General features: G+C 37.7%; 21 protein-coding genes. 12 read left to right on the top strand and 9 right to left on the bottom strand.

Annotated features, from left to right (window positions below; translation table 11 throughout):
• Positions 1-34 precede the first annotated feature (34 nt).
• From LC115_01405 to LC115_01395, 3 genes are read right to left on the bottom strand one after another with little or no spacing between them, the layout of a single operon-like run.
• Positions 35-1,234, bottom strand: coding sequence for a class I SAM-dependent rRNA methyltransferase (locus LC115_01405; GenBank protein ID MCZ2355337.1), 1,200 nt, complete (start codon positions 1,232-1,234; stop codon positions 35-37).
• The gene (locus LC115_01400; protein ID MCZ2355336.1) at positions 1,215-1,901 is read right to left on the bottom strand and encodes a DUF2461 domain-containing protein; all 687 of its coding nucleotides are present in this window, start codon (positions 1,899-1,901) and stop codon (positions 1,215-1,217) included. Before LC115_01400 ends, LC115_01405 begins: the two co-directional genes overlap by 20 nt.
• Positions 1,902-1,934: 33 nt before the next feature.
• Positions 1,935-2,456, bottom strand: coding sequence for an acyl-CoA thioesterase (locus LC115_01395; protein ID MCZ2355335.1), 522 nt, complete (start codon positions 2,454-2,456; stop codon positions 1,935-1,937).
• Between the two features lie 101 nt (positions 2,457-2,557).
• Here LC115_01395 and LC115_01390 point away from each other — a divergent pair, with 101 nt between their 5' ends.
• The 7 genes from LC115_01390 to LC115_01360 all read left to right on the top strand — a co-directional run bounded on the left by LC115_01390 (position 2,558) and on the right by LC115_01360 (position 8,420).
• Positions 2,558-2,917, top strand: coding sequence for a hypothetical protein (locus tag LC115_01390; GenBank protein MCZ2355334.1), 360 nt, complete (start codon positions 2,558-2,560; stop codon positions 2,915-2,917).
• Between the two features lie 3 nt (positions 2,918-2,920).
• Positions 2,921-3,787, top strand: coding sequence for a YicC family protein (locus LC115_01385; GenBank protein MCZ2355333.1), 867 nt, complete (start codon positions 2,921-2,923; stop codon positions 3,785-3,787).
• Positions 3,777-4,535: a hypothetical protein gene (locus LC115_01380; protein MCZ2355332.1), complete on the top strand. Its 759-nt coding sequence runs from the start codon at positions 3,777-3,779 to the stop codon at positions 4,533-4,535. The genes LC115_01385 and LC115_01380 overlap by 11 nt, the downstream gene beginning before the upstream one ends.
• A 164-nt stretch (positions 4,536-4,699) precedes the next feature.
• Positions 4,700-5,632, top strand: coding sequence for an NYN domain-containing protein (locus LC115_01375; GenBank protein MCZ2355331.1), 933 nt, complete (start codon positions 4,700-4,702; stop codon positions 5,630-5,632).
• 188 nt (positions 5,633-5,820) lie between these two features.
• Complete coding sequence (locus tag LC115_01370; protein ID MCZ2355330.1) at positions 5,821-6,642, top strand: PrsW family intramembrane metalloprotease; 822 nt, start codon at positions 5,821-5,823, stop codon at positions 6,640-6,642.
• Between the two features lie 4 nt (positions 6,643-6,646).
• Positions 6,647-7,192, top strand: coding sequence for a hypothetical protein (locus LC115_01365; GenBank protein ID MCZ2355329.1), 546 nt, complete (start codon positions 6,647-6,649; stop codon positions 7,190-7,192).
• A gap of 13 nt (positions 7,193-7,205) precedes the next feature.
• Complete coding sequence (locus tag LC115_01360; GenBank protein ID MCZ2355328.1) at positions 7,206-8,420, top strand: trypsin-like peptidase domain-containing protein; 1,215 nt, start codon at positions 7,206-7,208, stop codon at positions 8,418-8,420.
• A gap of 46 nt (positions 8,421-8,466) precedes the next feature.
• Here LC115_01360 and pbpC read toward each other — a convergent pair whose 3' ends face one another.
• The 3 genes from pbpC to LC115_01345 all read right to left on the bottom strand — a co-directional run bounded on the left by pbpC (position 8,467) and on the right by LC115_01345 (position 12,852).
• Entirely contained in the window at positions 8,467-10,881 is a 2,415-nt protein-coding gene (gene pbpC, locus LC115_01355) for a penicillin-binding protein 1C (GenBank protein ID MCZ2355327.1), read from the bottom strand.
• Positions 10,817-12,283 carry a Do family serine endopeptidase gene (locus LC115_01350; protein MCZ2355326.1) on the bottom strand — a complete coding sequence of 489 codons (1,467 nt, stop codon included), beginning with the start codon at positions 12,281-12,283 and terminating at the stop codon, positions 10,817-10,819. The genes pbpC and LC115_01350 overlap by 65 nt, the downstream gene beginning before the upstream one ends.
• Positions 12,284-12,420: 137 nt before the next feature.
• Positions 12,421-12,852 (bottom strand): Hsp20/alpha crystallin family protein, encoded by a 432-nt coding sequence (locus LC115_01345; GenBank protein ID MCZ2355325.1) that lies wholly within the window; start codon positions 12,850-12,852, stop codon positions 12,421-12,423.
• A 289-nt stretch (positions 12,853-13,141) separates the two neighbouring features.
• Between LC115_01345 and LC115_01340 the strand changes: the two genes are divergently transcribed.
• From LC115_01340 to LC115_01330, 3 genes are read left to right on the top strand one after another with little or no spacing between them, the layout of a single operon-like run.
• Complete coding sequence (locus LC115_01340) at positions 13,142-13,555, top strand: 6-carboxytetrahydropterin synthase (protein MCZ2355324.1); 414 nt, start codon at positions 13,142-13,144, stop codon at positions 13,553-13,555.
• A 24-nt stretch (positions 13,556-13,579) separates the two neighbouring features.
• On the top strand, positions 13,580-14,242 hold the full coding sequence (gene folE, locus LC115_01335; protein MCZ2355323.1) for a GTP cyclohydrolase I FolE: 663 nt from the start codon (positions 13,580-13,582) through the stop codon (positions 14,240-14,242).
• A gap of 41 nt (positions 14,243-14,283) precedes the next feature.
• Positions 14,284-14,703 carry an OsmC family protein gene (locus tag LC115_01330; GenBank protein ID MCZ2355322.1) on the top strand — a complete coding sequence of 140 codons (420 nt, stop codon included), beginning with the start codon at positions 14,284-14,286 and terminating at the stop codon, positions 14,701-14,703.
• Positions 14,704-14,871: 168 nt separating this feature from the next.
• Here the strand turns inward: LC115_01330 and priA are convergent, their stop codons facing one another.
• Entirely contained in the window at positions 14,872-17,364 is a 2,493-nt protein-coding gene (gene priA / locus LC115_01325) for a primosomal protein N' (GenBank protein MCZ2355321.1), read from the bottom strand.
• Between the two features lie 31 nt (positions 17,365-17,395).
• Positions 17,396-17,698 carry a 4a-hydroxytetrahydrobiopterin dehydratase gene (locus tag LC115_01320; GenBank protein ID MCZ2355320.1) on the bottom strand — a complete coding sequence of 101 codons (303 nt, stop codon included), beginning with the start codon at positions 17,696-17,698 and terminating at the stop codon, positions 17,396-17,398.
• A gap of 142 nt (positions 17,699-17,840) precedes the next feature.
• Between LC115_01320 and maoP the strand changes: the two genes are divergently transcribed.
• Positions 17,841-19,541 carry a DUF413 domain-containing protein gene (maoP, locus tag LC115_01315; GenBank protein ID MCZ2355319.1) on the top strand — a complete coding sequence of 567 codons (1,701 nt, stop codon included), beginning with the start codon at positions 17,841-17,843 and terminating at the stop codon, positions 19,539-19,541.
• A gap of 105 nt (positions 19,542-19,646) precedes the next feature.
• Positions 19,647-20,156 (top strand): DUF4442 domain-containing protein, encoded by a 510-nt coding sequence (locus tag LC115_01310; GenBank protein ID MCZ2355318.1) that lies wholly within the window; start codon positions 19,647-19,649, stop codon positions 20,154-20,156.
• Positions 20,157-20,206: 50 nt separating this feature from the next.
• Here the strand turns inward: LC115_01310 and LC115_01305 are convergent.
• On the bottom strand, positions 20,207-20,700 hold a 494-nt coding region (locus LC115_01305; protein ID MCZ2355317.1), incomplete at its 5' end, for a transposase.

Raw genomic sequence — 20,700 nt, 5'->3', positions numbered from 1 at the left:
ACAACAAATTATATTGATACACCCAAAGTTAAATTTATAAAACCTCTAATACAAAACCTTTTAGGTATTCCCCTTCGGGGTAAAAAACATTGATTGGGTGGTCTGGTGCTTGGTGTAATTGGTGCAATATTCGTACATTTCGTTTTGAATCTACAGCAGCAGCAAAGATTATTTTCTGGAAAAGCTCTTTATCAATATGTTGTGAGCAAGAGAAGGTAAACAAAATGCCGCCGGGTTGTATTTTGCGCATTGCTTTTAGGTTTATTTCTTTATAGCCTCTACTGGCTTCGGCAATGGCTGTATGATTTTTAGAGAAAGCGGGCGGGTCTAAAACAATGAAATCATAATGATTTTCAGGCATTTGCTTTAAGAAGTCAAAGCAATCTGCAACGTGAAATTCACAGGGTATTGGCGTATCTTGAAATTGGTCATAATAAATTTCAATATTTTTTTTTGCTTGTTCAATTGCGATTTTTGAAATATCTACTGACGTTATAGATTTAGCCCCGCCTGCGATAGCATAGACTGAAAAAGCTCCGGTATAGCAGCAAAGATTTAAGGTAGTGCGTCCGTGTGCATAGCGCTGAAACAGTGTGCGATTATCCCGTTGGTCTAAATAAAAACCGGTTTTTTGGCCAAACTCAACATTTACTTCAAAAGAAAAACCGTTTTCCTTAATGAGAGTTAGTTGTTTTTTTCCTAAAATCCACTGGTTTTCAGCTGCCTGTGATGAGTTTCCTCTTTCTTCTTTTTGAATAATGTGCTGAATATTTTGGTTTTGTATCCATTCTGTAAGCGTTGGCAGTAGTTTTTTCATGCCGGTTGTTCTGGCTTGGATTACGGCGGTGTCGTGATAGACATCTAAAATTAGCCCGGGGAGATTATCGCCTTCGGCAAATATCCAACGCCAAGCGTTTGTTTCTGTATTTTTTAGCTTTTTTCGAGCTTCTCGTGCTTTTGTGAATTTTTGAAACCAATATTCTTTTGTAAAAAGATTGCCTTCAATATTTCCAAAGTGAAATAATCGGCAGGCTATTGAGGCTTTTTCGGTATAATGGCCATAACCCAAAATCTCGTTATTAGCAGAGCATACCGCTACAATATCTCCATCAAAACAGTTATCTTGTTTTTGGATTCCGCCAGAAAATATCCACGGATGAAGGTTTAAAACGGATTTTTCTCTGCCTTTACGCAGATAGACTTTGGGATAAATTTTATTGGATAGTTCTTCCATGTTCGTAAAGTTCTGATAAACTGCGTATTAAGAATTGAGTGAGTGGTACTGCAAGTTGAAATCCATGCATAATCTGCGGAATAAAATCAGGAGAGGTTGCCTCAGAACGAGTAAAAAAATGCTCAAAGTAAAAACTTTTATAGTAAATATCCGGTGTTTCTTCAGCGTATTCTGAAAATTCCGGAGGCAACCTTTTGTTTTTATCTCCCCGTAAAGTCCCCCAAAATTGTACAAATTCTGGATTTTGAATGATTTTATTCCATTCCTGCGCTTGATAGAATATTTCTTGGCGAACCAAAAACAGCGCGTCTTTTTCTAACTGGTAGCTTCCGCAGGCCAAAAAACAGTCTTTGATATCCAAATGCAGATAAAATCCCGGGAGAATGCTTTTTTTCCCGCCGGGAGCTACATACACTGAAGCGTGTGTTTTGTAGGGACTTTTATTTTTACTAAATCGAATATCTCTATTAACTCTAAACAAACAGTCTTCCGGTCTCTGGCGAAAATCTTGATGAACCGTAGAAAACTCGGTGATAATTTGAGCTGCTATTTGCAATAACGGTCTTTTTACATATTCTTCGTATTGCTTTTTATTTTCGGTAAACCATTCTTTATGGTTCTGTTGAGATAATTGTTCAAAGAATGTAAAAAGCTCATTTGTAATCATATAGAATTTTGAGATTGATTTGCAGGGATTTGGTTAGTCTGTCAGGAATATTTTTTTCAGGAGGGTTGCTTCTTCTGGTTTCATTCTGCCGGCAAGAATCAAGCGGAGCTCTCTTCGGCGCATAGCAGATTCATGCAGTTTTTTTTCCCTATCTGTTTGAGGTGCTAATGTGTTTACCGGCAGAGGTTTACCGTTTTTATCAACGGCAACAAAGGTATAGTATGCTGAGTTAGCTACGCGGGTTTCGGCGGTCAGCCAGTTTTCTGCAAGCGCATCAATTTTGACTTCCATAGAGCTGGTGAATGCACGTGTAACCTGTGCTTTCAAAATAACTAACTCACCTAAGCGAATAGGAGAGCGAAATTCTACATAATCCACAGCCGCCGTTACCACAGTTTGGTTAGAATGCCGGCCAGCAGCTATAGCCGAAACAATATCCATCCAATGCATTAACCTACCACCCATCAAATTCCCTAATGTATTTGTGTCATTGGGTAAAACCAGCTCCGTCATTTGGGTAAATGAGTCTTGAGGAGATTTCTCTATAATCGTCATGCAACAAAATTACGGGTATTTTTATTCACTGAAAGAACAATTGGATTCTTAAAAAACGTATTTTTACCGAATATTTTCTTCATAGATACTTTACCGAAGCTATGCGTTGGATATTGCTAACTTTTTTCTTCTGCCTTTCACTATCCACCAATCTATTGGCACAAAACTCTAAAAAGCCCATAGATACCAGCCTTAAGATAAAGCAACATCGCTTAACCCCTGATTTTGTGTATATTGACTATTCAATTCCGCTGGGAGGTATGGTGGAAGTTAAAATATTTAATGCAGAGAATACCCGCGTTTGGCGGGAGCAATACATCCGCTCTAAATCCGGTGATGCCACCGTAAAAATCCCCATTAAAACCAAAAGCGGAAAAATACTTTTTACTCCCGGAAGTTACAACTACACAATGAATTATAAAGGAGTTATTTCCAAAAGCTCTTTTACTTTTGGGAAATAACCTATGCTTTACTCTATGACCGGCTACGGAAAATCAAAATTCAGCAGCCCAACACAGTTTATATCTACCGAAGTTAAATCTATTAATAGCAAAGGACTTGATGTCATAATCCGTATGCCGGAAGGCTATGGTGAGTTAGAATTAGATATTCGAAATATTATTGCCAAACAGCTACATCGGGGAAAAGTTATGGTTGTCATTTCGATAAACCAACTAACTACCCAAAACAATCCGGAAATAATAAACCGAAAAAAACTCTTAGAATTATACACACAATTAGTTGATATTCAAAAAGAACTCAAGCTAAGCTATCCTATTTCTCTGGAAACATTAGCCGATAGCCGATATTTATCGCAAACGACTTCTGAAGAAAATCCGGAATCTTTTCCCTATATTTTGGACTCTTTGTATCAAGCCCTTGAGCAAGTAATCCAAACCAGAAAACAAGAGGGAGCTTCGATCCAAAAACAATTTAAAGCCGGAATAGCCGATATTACCCAAAAATTATCCCAAATCTCTATTTGGGAACAAGAAAGAATCCCTGCTATTAAAACCAAATTATTGCAGCAACTTAATGACCTGAAAACCAGCACCGATAGAGACCGTTTGGAACAAGAGCTTATCTATTATCTTGAAAAGTTAGATATTACAGAAGAGAAAAAACGTCTGGCAGTTCATCTTAAATTCTTTCAGCAGACTATGGAAAAAGAAAACGAGGCCGGTAAAAAATTAGGGTTTATTGCTCAGGAAATAGGGCGCGAGTTAAATACATTGGGAAATAAAGCCAACCATATTGAGATTCAACAGTTAGTAGTTGGGATGAAAGATACCTTAGAGCAGATTAAAGAGCAGTTAGCTAATGTGGTATAGGTTTTTGATTATTGGATTTTTTGTAAACTGTTTTTTTAGCCTCAGTGCACAGGTTAGTATTCGGGATTCTACCATATCTTTGGTAATGGTTTCGCCGGTTTACTGCGGCTACCTACCCGGCGGAGATATGCTTAACCGTTTTGGCTATACCTCTGTCGTGGGCTTAGAAGCTGGCTATAAGCATCGTTCAAATTTTTATGCTACGATAACTGCCGGATTTTTATTTGGTGAAACCGTTAAGGAACGAACTTTATTTAAAGATTTAGTAACCTCTGCCGGCTTATTAATTAATCAAAATGGAAATTTGACATCGGTAGGGGTTCAGGAGCGAGGCACTATCATTCCGCTACGGTTTGGTAAAATCTGGCCTATTCATCTCATCACTAAAAACCCCAATAGCGGCGTTTATACCGAAGTAGGTGTGCAGTTTTTAGAACATTATATTCATATTTTAACGGATAAAAACGTCCCGATGTTAGTTGGAAAATATCTTAAAGGATATGACCGTTTAACTTCCGGTAGCGGCGTTCTCGTCTCTGCCGGCTACCGCTTCTTTGGAAACCGCCGCGCCATAAACTTTTTAGTAGGTTTTGACTTTAGCTATAATCAAACAAAGGCCAGAAGACCTTATGACTTTGACCTAAAACAATATTCATCCCAAATTAGAAAAGATATTTTATACGGATTTCGCTTAGGCTGGACAGTTCCCTTGTATAAACAAGCTCCAGAAAAACAGTATTTCTTTTAAAAAGCAGCTTTTTAGTAGCCATTTATAGCTTGTTTAATCCCTACATTTAACCAACAAGCCTAAGTTTCATACCAATAACTATATTTTTTCTACCTTTGAATACTTTTAAAAGTAAGTTACTTTTAAAATAATCTCTCTTTACTCAACTATCTTAAACCATAACTATGCTAAATCTCTCAAACTCAAAAAATCTCACCCGAATTGGCGTGTTTTATGATGGAAACTACTTCAATCATGTTAGCAATTATTATTATTATTTCCATCCCTCAAAAAGTAGAATCAGCATTTCAGGCTTACATGGGTTTATCAAAAACCAAATAGCCTTACGAGAAAATACAACGGAACAATTTTGCCATATAGTTGATGCTCACTACTTTAAGAGTAGGTTAAATGCCAAAGATACTTCACAAAAAAACAATCAATTATATTATGACCGTGTTTTTGATGATATTTTGATGTCCGAAGGAATCGTTACACATTATTTACCCATCAAAAACGCCGGTTTTAATTTTCGGCAGGAAAAAAGCATAGACGTTTGGTTGGCTTTAGAAGCCTTTGAATTAACACTTTACAAGAAATTTGACATCTTAGTCTTACTTGCTTCTGATGGTGATTATGTGCCCTTAATTCGGAAACTAAATACACTCAGCACACGGGTTATGATTATCTCTTGGGACTTTGAATATAAAGATGAAAATGAAGTACTTAGGGCAACCAGAACATCGCACGAGCTGCTGCAAGAGGTAAGCTACCCTATCGCTATGCATGACATAATCGAAAATGGCCTTAAAAATAATGACCCTATCCTTGAACGCTTATTTGTGCCTGCCAACCGAGAACGCAAACGCGAAATAACCAGACAAGCAACACTACTATCCAATGAATTTAAAACAAGCCAAATACTATCCTTGCATAATGGCTATGGATTCATAAAATACGCACCTAATAACCTATATTTCCATCATTCTAGCGTAGAAAATGTTGATTTTAATGACTTACTGCAAAATGATACCATTCAATTTAAAATAGCTTTAAATGAAAAAGGCCAAGAAGTAGCAATTGAAATCAATTTGATAGAAGAACCTGTAGCTGAATAAAAAGCTGATTATCAGATATTAATATTGTTTTTTTAGTTTAATTTCTAATACTTAGAAATCCTAATTATTTTCATTCATTGATACCCGGCGGTTTATTCTGGGAATAAAAGTCTTTGTTCATAATACCTATTTGATTTTAAAGAAACTTGCTTGTAAATTTGGCATCAAATCTGCTATAAACAACTTATATGTTAAAATTCATCGGACAGCGAGGCTACTTAGGAATTTTAGTATTAATTTTACTGGGTGGCTTAACTTCTTTGGCATTAAAGGACGTTATATTAGAGTTTTCTAATGTACCATTTCGGATTATATTTTCGTTTTTCTTTAGTGTATTGCCGGGCGTTTTGTGGTTAATCTTTTTTTATTATCAAGATGAGCATGAAAAAGAGCCATTGAAACTTTTGATAGGTGTTTTTATTTTATCGGCTATTGCGGCAAGCGGCTTTGCCTACCCATTAGAGCAATTTTTTAAAAAAGAATCAGAACTTTTAGACCGCTCTAATCTAAGTGTTTGGATCAATGCCGTTTGTGTATTAGCTGTTTGTCAGGAGTTCACAAAGTTTTTAGTGTTAAAACACGTAATATACAACCATAAAGAATTTAATGAGCCGGCAGACGGCATTATCTATGGAGCAGCTACCGGTTTGGGCTTTGCCGCAATGTATAACTTTCTGTATCTAAACTCCTTAGAATCATTGAATATGGATATTGTTCCAATCAGAATCATTGAGTTTTACTTAATTTCAGCCGCTTTTTCCGGTGTAATGGGTTACTTTTTCAGTCAAGCAAAATTCAACTCCCAAAATCCAGAACGCACCCTATCTATCGGGTTCTTAGTAAGTTGCATCCTAAATGGATCTGTGGTTTTCATTGCTAATAAACTACATGGTATTGACTATAACGCATGGAATATCATGATATTCACTACGATTTTAGTAGTTTCGGTATTCACATTTTTATTCATTATATTAAAAACAACAGTAGAAAAATCCCCTTTCAGAACATAGACCTATGATAAAAGAATTATTTAAAACAGTCAGTTATGGTGTGGTTGGGTTGGCAGCCATAATGTTATTGATTGGCTATTTTTCAAATCAGGCTTCTTTAAGTAAAAGAGATTTTGCTAAAGAAAAAACCCTTTTCAAATACTATGGTACTTGGACTGTGCTTTCCGAAGATAGAGCAGATTCTATTTCTCTTATGTTGAAACGGGATCCCGAAGTACGAATCAACGTTGTGGTAAGCCCTGCCGGCTCAAATACTACTTTTGCCCCTGATTTTATCCAAAATATCCATAATTCCCAAGTATTTTCGGATTACAAACCCATGAAAGTTAGCCAAACCAAAGTAGGTAAGTTTGAAAAATCCACCCGAATTGATTTTTCCTTTATAGATAAACACGCAAACCCCACCCAAGTACCAACCGTTTTTTTGGGAACCGACTGGATTATCGAGCAATCCGGAAAGCAGGTAGTTCTTTCATTGATTGCACCTGCCGATAAACACACTAATTTTTTGACCGATTTAACGCTCATTTCAAATACTATCTCTTTTTAATTTTTTCTACGCAATGACTTATAGAAGGCTATTTATCATACTGAGTTTTATACAGTTATTATCACCGGTTGTATTGCATGCTCAACTTAGCTTAGAGCAGATTATAGAAAAATATTATTCTTCGGTTGTTAAAATCGTTATTGTAGATTCAATAAAGAACACTTTAAGTCGTGGTACCGGGTTTATTGTAACCAGTGACGGAGCTATATTTACGAACCACCACGTTGTAGGGAGCAGTGAATGGGGCGATGAAGACGAGAGCTATGGAAAAATTTATGCCCAAGTGATGCGCAAAAACGGGAAAATATCTTCCCCATCTGATTATGAGTTGTATTTGTGTAAAATAGAATATTACAGTAAAGAAGAAGACTTTGACGGAGCTTATCTGCGTATTGTTAGCACTGCTGATGGTAAACCCGTTACACGAAAATTCTCTCCAATACAAATCGGCAACTCTGATGCACTAAAAACCGGTAATGACTTATTTGTATTAGGATACCCAGACCAAGGAGAAATAGACAGAGGTATTACGGCCGTTTTTAATGCACCCCTGTTTGTAACCAAAGGTATTGTTTCTGGATTTAAACCCGGCTTTGTGATAACTGATGCCAGAATTACCCCTGGCAATAGCGGCGGCCCCGTTATTGACAAAAATGGCAAAGTTATCGGATTAGCAACCAGATACTATCCGCAAACACTTATTGGCTTAATCGGAGGCATAAACAATATGTACTACATTGCCAAAGACATTAGAACAGCTATCGGTATTTTGAAACCTGCTGACTTGACGTTTAGCTTTCAGGCGTATCAAGCTACTAAGCGGGTGCCTCCACGGACTAACAGCACAATGGATATGGCTGGCGGAAAAGGCGGACTCTCCCTCGGGGGAACCGATAAGGGGCCAGGATTATCCAAAGAAAAAGAAACGCCCAATGCCCCCAAATCCAAAGACCCCGTATTTGTAACCGGGTTAGTGAAAAACTCAGACTCCGGAAAACCAATTTCAGGAGCTTACGTTGGATTAGGAATTATGAAATCCGGAAAATGGGAATATATAGCCGGCGCAAAATCCGGAATAGACGGCTCTTTTACCATGTTCCCGTCCATAACACCCGGAAATTATCTCTTCCGAGCAACCTGCGAAGGCTTTGAAGATGTCGTGGACGTTGAGTTAGACATCTATAAAGGTAATTATGACGAACTAAGTATCAAACTGACCAAAAGATAATACCTGATACCGCTAATTTAATCAGCTTATTTTAAAGGCTATAAACTCACTTTATAGCCTTTACCTCAAACTGAACCGTTGTTGTATTTCCCAACTCATCTTGACAAGTGAGTGTATTTGAACCTACCGGCGGAGAAATAAAAAACTCTTCATGGCTTGCTGCTTGGCGAATAAACAAGTTATTCAGATACCAAAAATACGTATTTGCTGTAGATTTAGGAGCCGCAGCAACCTTTAGCTGAATCGTTTCTTGAAACAAAGCAGTGTAAACAGTTCTATCCGCCGGAGAAACTATTTTTGGGGGTGATTCAGTTACAATATTACCACACAAAGGATTATGAATCGGAATTTTGGGTATAGTTAAATTCTGGCTTAATAACCATGAATTTAGCTCCGGCGGGTAAGTTGTAATTGTATCCCAAATAAAATTCTGCGTAGGACAGCAGGCATTACAATAGCGGATTTGTCTATTTGTTGAAACCCTAAAAATCTGTTCATATTGACAAATACTGGTAGAGATAGCATTATCCAGCATCCAAGTTGTTTTGAAACTTTTACATTTATTACTAATAGATTCGCCGGATAATGCACAGACTTTTTGGGAAATAACGGCATCAGGTTTGATGAACCAGCCGCCTGATGTTTGTTGGGAGAGTGCTATCAAGAGGTCAAATAGCAGCGGCGTTGCTGTTCTATTTCCCTGTAAATCAGCGATTCCTTCTCCGGTAAAATTCCCAAGCCAAACACCAACAGTCATTTGGGGGGTAAAGCCAACCGCCCAAGCATCTTTTCTACCATAACTTGTTCCCGTTTTCCATGCAATGCGGGGTAATGTTTTTGCCCCAAATTGAATCGGTAAATCTGGCCTATCTGCATCACTGAGTATCTCCGCAATGATCCAAGCTGCCCCCGAACTAATTATCTGTTTCGGTTTTTCCAAAGAATCTGATGACGTAAAAATCACCGGATAATAATAGCCTTGATTTGCAAAAGTACTATATGCGGTTACTAACTCTAAGAGGGACACTTCGCACCCCCCTAAGATTATAGATAATCCTAAGTCTTTTTTTCGTTTGGCTATTTTGCTAAACTTCCAGTCAGATAATTTTTCTATAAAACGATTTTGTCCATAACTGACCAGAAGCCGAATGGCAGGTAGATTTAAAGAACGGGACAAGGCTTCGGAGACAGTTACCCAGCCGGAAACGTTACCATCAAAGTTTTCCGGCTGGTATCCTAAATATTCAAAAGGTAAGTCTAATAGTTTTTTTTGAGGCGTAATTAATCCTTCGTCTATTGCGAGGCTATATAGAAACGGCTTTAAAGTAGAACCCGGCGAACGATATGCTCTAACGCCATCCACTTGACCCTGAGTGTTTTGGTCAAAAAAACTATGGGAACCTACATAAGCAGTAATTTTGTGCGTTTGGTTATTTAACACACATACTGCTATATTTTGAATCAAAGGGCTGATGCGGCGTTTATAGTTTGAAACAATTTGCTCCACTTTTTGTTGCTCTTTTAGCTGTATTGTAGAATAGATAATAGATTGATTTGTATTTTTTTGTGTTAAAAAGCGGGCTATATGTGGTGCAAATGTTGGGCGCTTTATGGCCGAAGATTCTATGGGTTCTTCTAAGGCATTGACTAAATCGGCTTTTAGGATGTAGCCTTTTTGATGGTAATAACGCATCCAGAAATCCCGCGCTTGTTTAATTCGTTGGTTATTTTTCCCCAACCGTAAAGAATTAGGCTGGTTGGGAATAACTGTAAATAATGACCATTGTGCTACACTTAGGTTTTTGGGGTGTTTCTGAAAGTAAAAAAAGCTGGCTGCCCGAATTCCTTCAATATTTCCCCCAAAGGGGATTAAGTTGATGTATAATTTTAATATTTCGGTTTTAGAAAGTATTGATTCTAACTGCCAAGCCCGCACCATTTCGATAATTTTATTTTTCCAGGTGCGTTCACGTGGCTCTAATAAACGCACAACTTGCATCGTTATGGTAGATGCTCCCGATATTCGCTTTTGTCTTAGCACATTATGAAATGCTGCCCGAAAAACTGCTAAAGGATTAACACCCAAGTGATAATAATAAAAATTATCTTCTTTGGTCAATAATGCTTTTAAATATTCTGGGGATAAATCATTTAGGTTGGTTTCAAAACGCCATTTATCATCGGAAGCCAGATAGGCATGAAGCAGTACAGAATCTTGGTCATAAACAAGGCGTGAATACGGTAAAACGTAAGTAACGGGGAAGAAGTAGTTTAAAATAAGTGTTAAAAGCCCGCCTAAAATAGCAAGTAATAGTAAAAACTTGATTGGTTTGAAAAGCCAAAAACCTGATAGCGTTGCTATCAGGTTTTTGGTTAGTATAAAAAGATTTTTAGCGTCAGAACCCAATTGCATAATAGGCTTTGGTTCCGGTTGGGTATTTTCCTTCGATGAGTATTCCACCGGATTTGTCGGCGATGGCACGTTCAATATCCTTTATGGTATAAACTTCCCGTTTGTCTATGTGGGTGATTACGAATCCTTCTCGAACGCCAGCTTCTTTGAGTTTGCCATTCAGTAATTTGGATACTTGGATGCCGGCATTTAGGTCTAATTTTTTGAGAACATCTTCTGTTGGTTCTTTAAATTCAGCACCTAAGATGGCTGTTGCTTCGGATTCACCTTTTTTGACTACTTCGGTATTTCCAGCTTTGTTTTTCAGCACTACTTCGGTTGTTTTTTCTTTTCCTGCTCGAATGTAGGTAACTTTTACTTTGTCGCCGGGGCGGTGTTTTCCAATTTGTTCTTGTAGTTCTGAGGTACGGTTTACACGGACATCTCCTATTTTGATGATAACGTCTCCGACTTCAAGGCCGGCTACTTCTGCTGCACTTTTGGCGTTTACACCTTCTATAAAAACACCAACTGCTTCTTTTAAGTGGCTATCTTCGGCGATTTTAGCATCTACATCTTTGATAACTACCCCCAAGAATCCGCGCTGCACTTCACCGTATTTTAATAAGTCATCTACTACTTTTTGAACAATTGCTGAAGGTACGGCAAAGGAATATCCGGAATACGAGCCGGTTTGGGTTGCAATGGCGGTGTTAATACCCACTAATTCTCCACGAGTATTCACCAAAGCTCCGCCGCTATTACCCGGATTAACAGCTGCATCCGTCTGAATAAAGGATTCTATTCTGAATTTATCATTTAAAATATTGATACTGCGCCCTTTTGCGCTAACAATTCCGGCAGTTACTGTGGAAGTTAAGTTGAAAGGATTCCCTACGGCCAAAACCCACTCTCCTACTACGAGTTTATCGGAATCCCCAAAATTAAGGTATGGAAGTCCGGTTTCTTTAATTTTCAGAAGTGCTAAATCGGTAGAGGGATCTGTGCCAATAACAGTAGCGGTATAAGTTCGGTTATCATGTAGCGTAACCTGAATGGTATTTGCATTTTCAACTACGTGATTATTAGTAACTACGTAGCCATCTTGGGATAAAATAACGCCGGATCCGGTTCCTTCACGTGGGCCATATTGCTGTGGAAGATTATCTCCAAAAAAGTCCCGAAATGGTGCAAAAAGATCATCTTCGGGAAAACCATTTTTATTAGATGATTTTCCCCCCGTAGATATTGACTTAATGTGAACTACGCCCGGTGTGGCTAACTGTGAAGCTGCGGTAAAATCAAGGCAATTTTGGGGTTTATCATCTTTAAAATAATCTGTAAAGGCAACCCGCTGACGTTCTGCAAAAGACTGAGTAGCATTATGTTCTGGAGTAGTAACTTTATAAATACCTACGGACAAAAGCCCCCCTAAACAAGCTGCTAAACCTAATTTAATATAATCATTCATTGTAGTTAGTTTTTGTTGTGAATATAACGTAAATACAGCATTACAAGTTGTATTATTTCCCAAAAAATCGTTTAACTGCCAAAAACCAGCATTTAACAATGGTTTTTGGCAGTTAAAAATGTGTATTTTAGGGTTTCTTAGCTTACCTCTATTGAAACTGCGTTCGGTTTAGAATTGTCTTTTGGGATAACTAATTTTAAGATTCCATCTGTATAAGTAGCTTGGATAGCTTCTTTTTTGATATTTTTAGGCAAGAAGAAACTGCGTGAGAAGTTTCCGTAGCTTCTTTCTACGCGGTGCCATGTTTTGCCGGATTCACTTTTTTCAAATTGGCGTTCTCCACGAACGGTTAATTTGCCGTCTGCAACATCCACCTTGAAAGCATCTTTGGCTATCCCCGGTGCTTCTACATGAATCTGATAATCATCTTCGGTTTCTACAATATCGGTACGCGGAACGAAGCTACGTTCTGAAATACCGGATTGTAATTCCTGAAAGAAATCCTCGAAAGTGGGGCTTATAAATGATCCCCAAAAGTTTTTGCTCGGTTGAAGTTTTGAGTTTGTCATATATTTTTTTGTTTTTGTTGTGCCTCTCTACTATCGAACTTTGTGCCAAACTCAAATTTTATGCAGAAATAATATTGTTTATATCCAAAAACGGCCATTTTGCCATATTTTAATTTTAAAAAAAGCCAAAATGGCGTATTTCTGGATATTAATATGCAGTTTTTATGTTTCATAATTTAAACCGTAAGATAAAAGAGAGAATAGCCTTTAGAAATTTTTCTATTATTTTTACTAACATTCAAGGAATTATTTGGAATTAGTTTTGCAGAAAAATGGTTATAGGCAAGATATGTCCGTTGTTTACGTTACTCGCCGTGTTCATTTTAGTGCTGCTCATAGGCTACACAACCCGGTGTGGTCAGTAGAGCAGAATGAATCTATTTTTGGCTTGTGTAGCAACGCAAATTGGCACGGCCATAACTACGAACTTGAAGTAACCGTCAAAGGAACTCCTAATCCAGAAACCGGATATGTGCTGGATTTTAAAAAACTTAAAAAAATTTTAGAAACAGTTATTATTTCAAAAGTAGATCATAAAAACCTAAACCTTGATGTGGACTTTATGCAAGGTGAAATTTGCTCCAGCGAAAATTTTGCCATCAAAATTTGGCAACAATTAGAACCTCACTTTGAAAAAGACAACTTAGTTTCTATAAAACTCTATGAAACTGAACGAAACTTTGTGGAGTATCGAGGAGAATAGCTTTAACCAAAACACAGCATCATTATGGATATCAATACATTAAATAGAATTTTAGAAATTGGAAATGACCATTTAGCTACCAGTGCAGACACGCCCATTCGTCCCGATGCTTTTCATCTGAGTAATGATGAAAAAATAACCCTCATAGAGCGAAATTTTCGGGAAATTATGCACACTCTTGGTTTAGATTTAACCGATGATTCTCTCTCCGGAACGCCCTATCGGATAGCTAAAATGTATGTAGAAGAAATATTTGCCGGCTTAGACCCTCATAATGAACCCAAAATTGCACTTTTTGAAAATAAGTATCATTATGACCAGATGCTGGTAGAAAAAAATATTACGCTGTTTTCTAACTGTGAGCATCATTTTGTGCCCATTGTTGGGAAAGTTCATGTTGCCTATGTGCCAAACCAATACGTCATCGGACTTTCTAAGATTCACCGTGTTGTAAATTATTTTGCGAAGCGCCCGCAGGTACAAGAACGGCTTACTAACCAGATAGCCAACTATTTAGCGAAAACATTACAGACCCAGCACGTAGCCGTTTTGGTAGATGCTGTCCACTTGTGTGTGTCTTCAAGAGGAATTCAGGATACAACCAGCGCAACAGTTACCAGTTGCTATTTAGGAAAGTTTTTAGAACAGTCTTACCAAGAACAATTTATCGCCCAAATACAGCTATAACCTCCCAAAAATAACCTTAATTTGCCTAAAAGTTTAACTATATGCAGGATCCAACAGCTACCGTTCAATATACCGGAAACTTACGCTCTAATCTAACTCATTATTTATCAGGGAATAGCATCATAACTGATGCACCAAAAGACAACCACGGAAAAGGAGAAGCTTTTTCCCCTACAGATTTGGTGGCCACGGCTTTAGCCGCTTGTATGATTACTGTCATTGGGATTCATTTACAACAACAAAATATTGATGGGGTGGAAATGCAGGCTTCTATCAAAAAAGAAATGGCTTCTGCTCCCCGCAGAATATCTAAAGTTATAGTTGAACTTGTTTTTTCTGGAAAAGAACTAACTGAAAACCAGCGTGATAGCGTTGAAAGAATTGCCTATGCTTGCCCGGTAGCCAAAAGTTTACACCCAGATATTGTTCAGGATATTCAAATTTCGTATCGCTATAGTTGATAAAGTATCGGTAAATATAGCTTCACAACTATTATTCAAAAAGTATTTATTTAGTTGTTTCGTATGTATAATTACCTACAAAAAAGATACATAATTCTGAATCTTCCAAATTTTGGCAACTGTGCAGTACGATAGAGATCTATTTCAAAAGCGCAAATATTCACCAAATTAGCGAGGATCTACATCAATGATAATTCGCAAAGTGCTATCTTTATTTTTGGCATAAAAATCTGTAAGTAATTGAGTTAGGTTTTGTTTTGGTATTTTTGGGGAAATGTCTTTGGGGATTTTTAGCAGGAAATATTGCCGGTAATGATCTTGTATGCGTGGTATTGCCGGCGTTGTGGGGCCTAATATAAATCCTCCAAATATTTGATTCAGAATGCTTTGTAATACTGTAACTGCTTTGAGTAATATTTCGGCGTTTTTATGCTTCAATTCAATCCGAATTAACCGCGCAAATGGCGGGTAAAAGTAGTTTTTTCGGATTTGAAGTTCGGCAGATAAAAATACCGTAATGGGTTTTGTTAGTATCTCAAAAATCGGATTATCCGGGCATTTCGTTTGGATAAAGATAGTTCCATTTTTTTGATGCCTGCCTGTTCTGCCTGCTAATTGTGTAATCAACGAATAGGTGGATTCCTGCGCCCGAAAATCCGGTTGGAATAACAATCTATCGGCATCTAAAATCCCCGCAACGGTAACGTTTTCAAAATCCAACCCCTTGGTAACCATTTGTGTACCTATCAAAATATCAACTTCCTGTGCTGAAAACCGGCGCATCAGGTTGTTTAAGTCAAGGGTATTGGTAATGCTGTCAGAATCCATCCGCGCAATACGTATTTGAGGAAATAACTCTTGTAAATGAACCTCAACTCGTTCTGTGCCGTAACCTAAGTCATTTAAAGCACTCGCTTGGCATTTTGGGCAACGCTGCGAATACGGATTAGAATAGCCGCAGTAATGGCATATTATCTGATAGCTATGCAGATGCCCCGTCAAAGAAACATCACAATGCGGACAAACCGGAACATAGCCGCAAATATTGCATTGAATAACAGGTGCATAACCCCGCCGGTTTAAAAATAGAATTACTTGTTCTTTTTTTTGAATCGCTTCTTGAATGGCTTCTATCAACGTAGATGAAAATATCCCAACGCTTAGCTTATGCTGAATTTGGTGGCGCATATCTACTATTTTCCAAACCACCGGTTGAAGGTTAATCGCTTTACGCGGCAAATGAACCATCGTATATTGCTGATTAATAGCAGCTTGATAACTTTCTAAGGAAGGTGTTGCTGAGCCTAAAATAGCTCTTCCGCCCCAGATTTTGGATAGCATCAAGGCTGAATCTCGGCCATGATAGCGCGGAGCATCTTCCTGCTGCTTCAAAGAGCTATCATGCTCTTCATCAATGACAACCAAGCCAAGATTCTGAAAAGGTAAAAATATGGAAGACCGAACCCCAACCACAATCGGAAAATCACCTGTTTTGACACTGTTCCAGATTTCAACTTTTTCAGCAGAACGCATCCGGCTATGATATACAAGCATCTGATTACCAAAATGTTGTTTTAATTTAGTTACGATATGCTCCGTTAGGGAAATTTCCGGCAAAATGTATAAGCATTGCTTTCCTGCTTGTATTTGCTCCCGAATCAGTTCCATATAAACGTATGTTTTTCCGCTTCCGGTAACGCCCACCAACAAAACCGGTTTAACCGGATATTTTTCCCACGAATCTTGAATGAGAGAAACCGCCGTTTCTTGGTCTTTTTGTAATTTATAATTTGGCTCTTGGGCTTCTATTTCACTCAACCGGCTGACTGTTTCCGGCTTTAAAACAACCCATTGTTTTTCTACAAGAGATTTTATTACAGATTCACTACAATTAGCTTGCTCACATACTTGACTGATAGTCAGTATTTTATTTTTAATAAATGCTTGATAAAGTACTTTTAATACTTTTTCTTGCTTAGGCCCCCGTATTGTGTCAAGAATAGTTGATATTAGCTCTAAGTCTGTAAGCTGTGGGGCTAATGATACAAGGTATCTTATCTTAGGTTTGTAGCGAAATGCCGGTTCTTCTACTAACTGCATAAATCCGGCTTCTGCCCATTCTCGCAGCTGCTTTTTATAATTTTGATTACCAATTATTTCAGCAAATTCAACACTATTTCTGGGTTCAGATTTTAATAGTAATTGGTAGCATTGAGCTAATGTTGAATCGTATTTAGCTGATTCTTGAGGAAAGAGGCTTTGTTCTGGGTCAAAAGGCATCGTAATTTCTTCCGGGACAACTTCACCTCGCTGTACGTAAGTTAAACTTTCTACCGATAAGCCGGTTGGGAGTGCTGCCCGAACAGCTTCACCTAAGGTGCAACAGTAGTATTCCGCAATCCACTCAAGTAGCAAAACGGTATTGTGAGGCATGATAGGCTCTTCATCCAATACCTGAATAATTGAACTAAGGGCAGAAACCGGAATATTATTGTGGTAAGCTTCTGAAACTGAATAAACAATACCGGCATATAGTTTTTTTCCTATTCCGAAGCTAACCAATACCCGAACTCCACATTGGATTTTTGTGGTTAAAATCGGCGGAACTATGTACGAAAAAGTACACGGAATTGCCAATGGCAAAATGACCTCTGCAAACACAGATTTAAACTATAAGCCGGACGTTGTGCCGTTAACGGAAATGAAATACATAACTTTCAATGGCATTTGCCAACTTAAAGTCTGATTCTGTAATCCCTGAAGCCGGCTCGTGGGTACACAACCAGATTTCTACAATATCATAGCTGTTTCTCCAAGTTGGATGATGATTTTGGCGTTCTGCCTCCAAAGCTACAGCCATACAAAACGACATTGCCCGTATAAAATCCGAAAAAACTAACTTCCGGTACAATTTACCATCCAGATATTGCCAATCCGGCAAAAAAGTTAATCTCTCCCTAATCTCTACTTCATTGAAAAACAATGATTTTAACATAAAAACTAAACCTATAAAGTGTATCTGTAAAATACCGAAATTTTAACGGGTTTAATAGCTAAACAAATAAAGTTCTATTAAAAATAATTATTATTCGGTAAAAAATACCTATACTTCGTTACTAAATCCAACAGTAGGTTTAATGAGTAACTTTTCAGAACAGGATAACGAGCTATTGGCCAAAAAGTTATTGAGTGGTTTTTTACATCAACCTACCTCCAATCAGCTTCAGGTAGCTAAACTTTTTGCGCAGTTTTTACATAACCCAAATAATGTTTCGATATTTATCTTGCGGGGATATGCCGGAACAGGTAAAACCACTTTAATTACGCATTTCATAAAATATATTTCTCGCAGTGGCACAAAATGCATTTTGATGGCACCCACCGGAAAAGCCGCTAAGGTATTAGCCGAAAAAGCAAAACGTACTGCTTACACAATTCACCGTTATTTATACCATGCAACCGTCTCTTCCAATGGTTATTATCAATTTAAACTTCGGAAGAATCAAGAAAGTCAATCTACAATATTTTGGATAGACGAGGCTTCAATGGTCAGCGATATATCCCAAGCCGGCGGAGAAAACATCTTAAAAGACTTACTTAGATATGTACAAAATCCTGAAAATAAAGAACTTAAATTTAAAATTGTTTTTGTAGGAGATCCGGCACAGCTTCCGCCTATTGGTCAGGAAAACTCCCCTGCCTTAGATGATACTTACCTTTTAAAGCACTTTGGGTATCCAGTTTATTCCTTTACGATGACCGATATTAAGCGCCAGCACTTAGAATCCGGAATTTTGTATAACGCTACGCGCATACGCCAATACCTAACTCAGCCTACTCTACCTGAATTACAAGAGATTTACATTAACCAAAGTAAGCCGGATATATTCATAGCAAACTCAAACTTAGAGTTTATCCAAGAATTTCAAGCAAACTTTCTGATTGAGAGGCCGGATGCTGCCGGTTTATTTACCTTTTCCAATCAAGCAGCATTAAAACTGAACCAGTATATTCGCTCCTTACTTTTTTATGAGCCTGAAGAAATTCAAGAAGGGGATTTGCTAATGGTTGTAAAAAACAATTATCATGTTTTAAGTAAAAATATACCTCAGTTTTCTAACGAATATATCGCAAATGGTGAAACCTGTGTAGTAACGCGGATATACAGAGAAACCACTGAGGAGTATTTCGGAAGTAAATGGGTTTTGGCTGACCTCCGCTTTGAAGATATTAGAGGTGAATCTGTGGAGGTTAATACCTACATTTTATTAGATTTACTTCACTCGGCGGAGCCAAATTTATCGGCTGCGCAAACACAGGCAATTTATACCGGATTTAAACACCTAAAAAAGGAAAAAACTGAATATGACTACTTATTGCAGGCTTTACAGGTAAAATTTGGATACGCTGTTACCGGACACAAGGCGCAGGGTGGACAATGGGAAAAAGCCTTTGTTTACTTTGAGCCAATTTATCCCGGGGTTTCAGTTAGCAATTATTTGCGCTGGTGCTACACCGTGATTACCCGTGCCGAAAAACAGCTATTCCTCTTCAATTGCCCTTTTACCATAGAACCAGAAAACGTTATCTGCTATCGCCAAAACTTTTCATGGAGAAAAGATATTCTAAATCAACAGCACTTTTTACCGGAAGAATTTGAATTTTTGAACCAATATGGTTCTTCGATAATTTCGCTTTTAAATGGTTCATTACCAGCGAATACAGACAATCGTAAACATCTGATTCAAGTAATCAATGCTGACGCTGAGCCGGAATCTATTCCAGAAAAAGCAGCCCTAAAATATGTACAACTCTTTGAAATCAGCGATTTAAACTAAAACATCAATATTGCCTCATTTTATTGGTATTTTCGCAGTTCTATTCTGATGATTGGTTTTTGCTAATCTATCATGTACTTATTTTTTTAGATATAATTTCATTTTATGCAAAAATTAGCTTCTATAATCCAAAAAGCCAAAAGTTCTGCTTTTTGGCTTTGGGTTTTTAACCACATCATGTTGCGGGTTATACCGTTTAATAAGCCACACCGGTTTTGGATTACAAAGATTACAGATACAGATATAGAAATTAAGATGCCGTACCGAAATTCAAACTTGAATCATATTCAGGGACTTCATGCGTGCGGCTTAGCTACCGTTGCAGAATATGCTACCGGATTGATGCTCATTTCTAAAATAGATCCATCTAAATACCGCTTAATTATGCAATCCCTTACGGTTCAATATTATTATCAGGCAAAACAAGACGTTTTTGCCAGATTTTCATTGAGTCAGGATTTTTTAACACAGCAAGTATTTCAACCACTTAAATCACAGGAACTTATTTATGTAGAGCCAGAAATTAATATTTATGATTCTGAACAAAATCATATTTGTATGGCCAAAATGCGTTGGCAAATCAAAAATTGGACTGCTGTTAAAACGAAAGTGTAAGTATTTTTGAGCCAAAAAGTAATCTATTAAGTAACTGATGTTACGCAATATTAAGTAGTATTTTTAAGACTTGGTGTTAATAAATGCTGTAATTCTTCCTTTGCTTTTCGTAGTGCTACTATGTTCAAATAATTTTTCAGTGCAAAATGACTTTTGTTTTTTCTTACTTTCAGTAATTCAAACCGATTAAACGCTGTCAGCGAAGCAATGAAATGACTTTTTTGTGTTGTTATTGTGCGTGTAGGTGATTTGGCAAACGAAGCATTGCTCTTGATGGATTTGTGATACTCTTCTACTTTCCATCGTTTGTGATAGATTGCAGTGATTTGCTCGTATGACAAATTTAAGTCGTTAGAAGCCAGATAGAGCGCAGCAGTATCATTCTCGTTTGTGAAAATTTGGCATGCAATGAGAATTGGGAAATCCAACTGCTCAACCCACACCACCGCAGTGCGCCCTTCCGGCTTCAGGGACTTAATACTTGTGTAACGACCGTTTTGCTTATCATCCAGTGTCAAGGCAACTTTCCGATTTGACTTGAGAG

This window comes from Bacteroidia bacterium, assembly GCA_026932145.1.
GTDB lineage: Bacteria > Bacteroidota > Bacteroidia > J057 > JAIXKT01 > JAIXKT01.
This window is presented reverse-complemented; position numbering and strand designations above follow the sequence as displayed.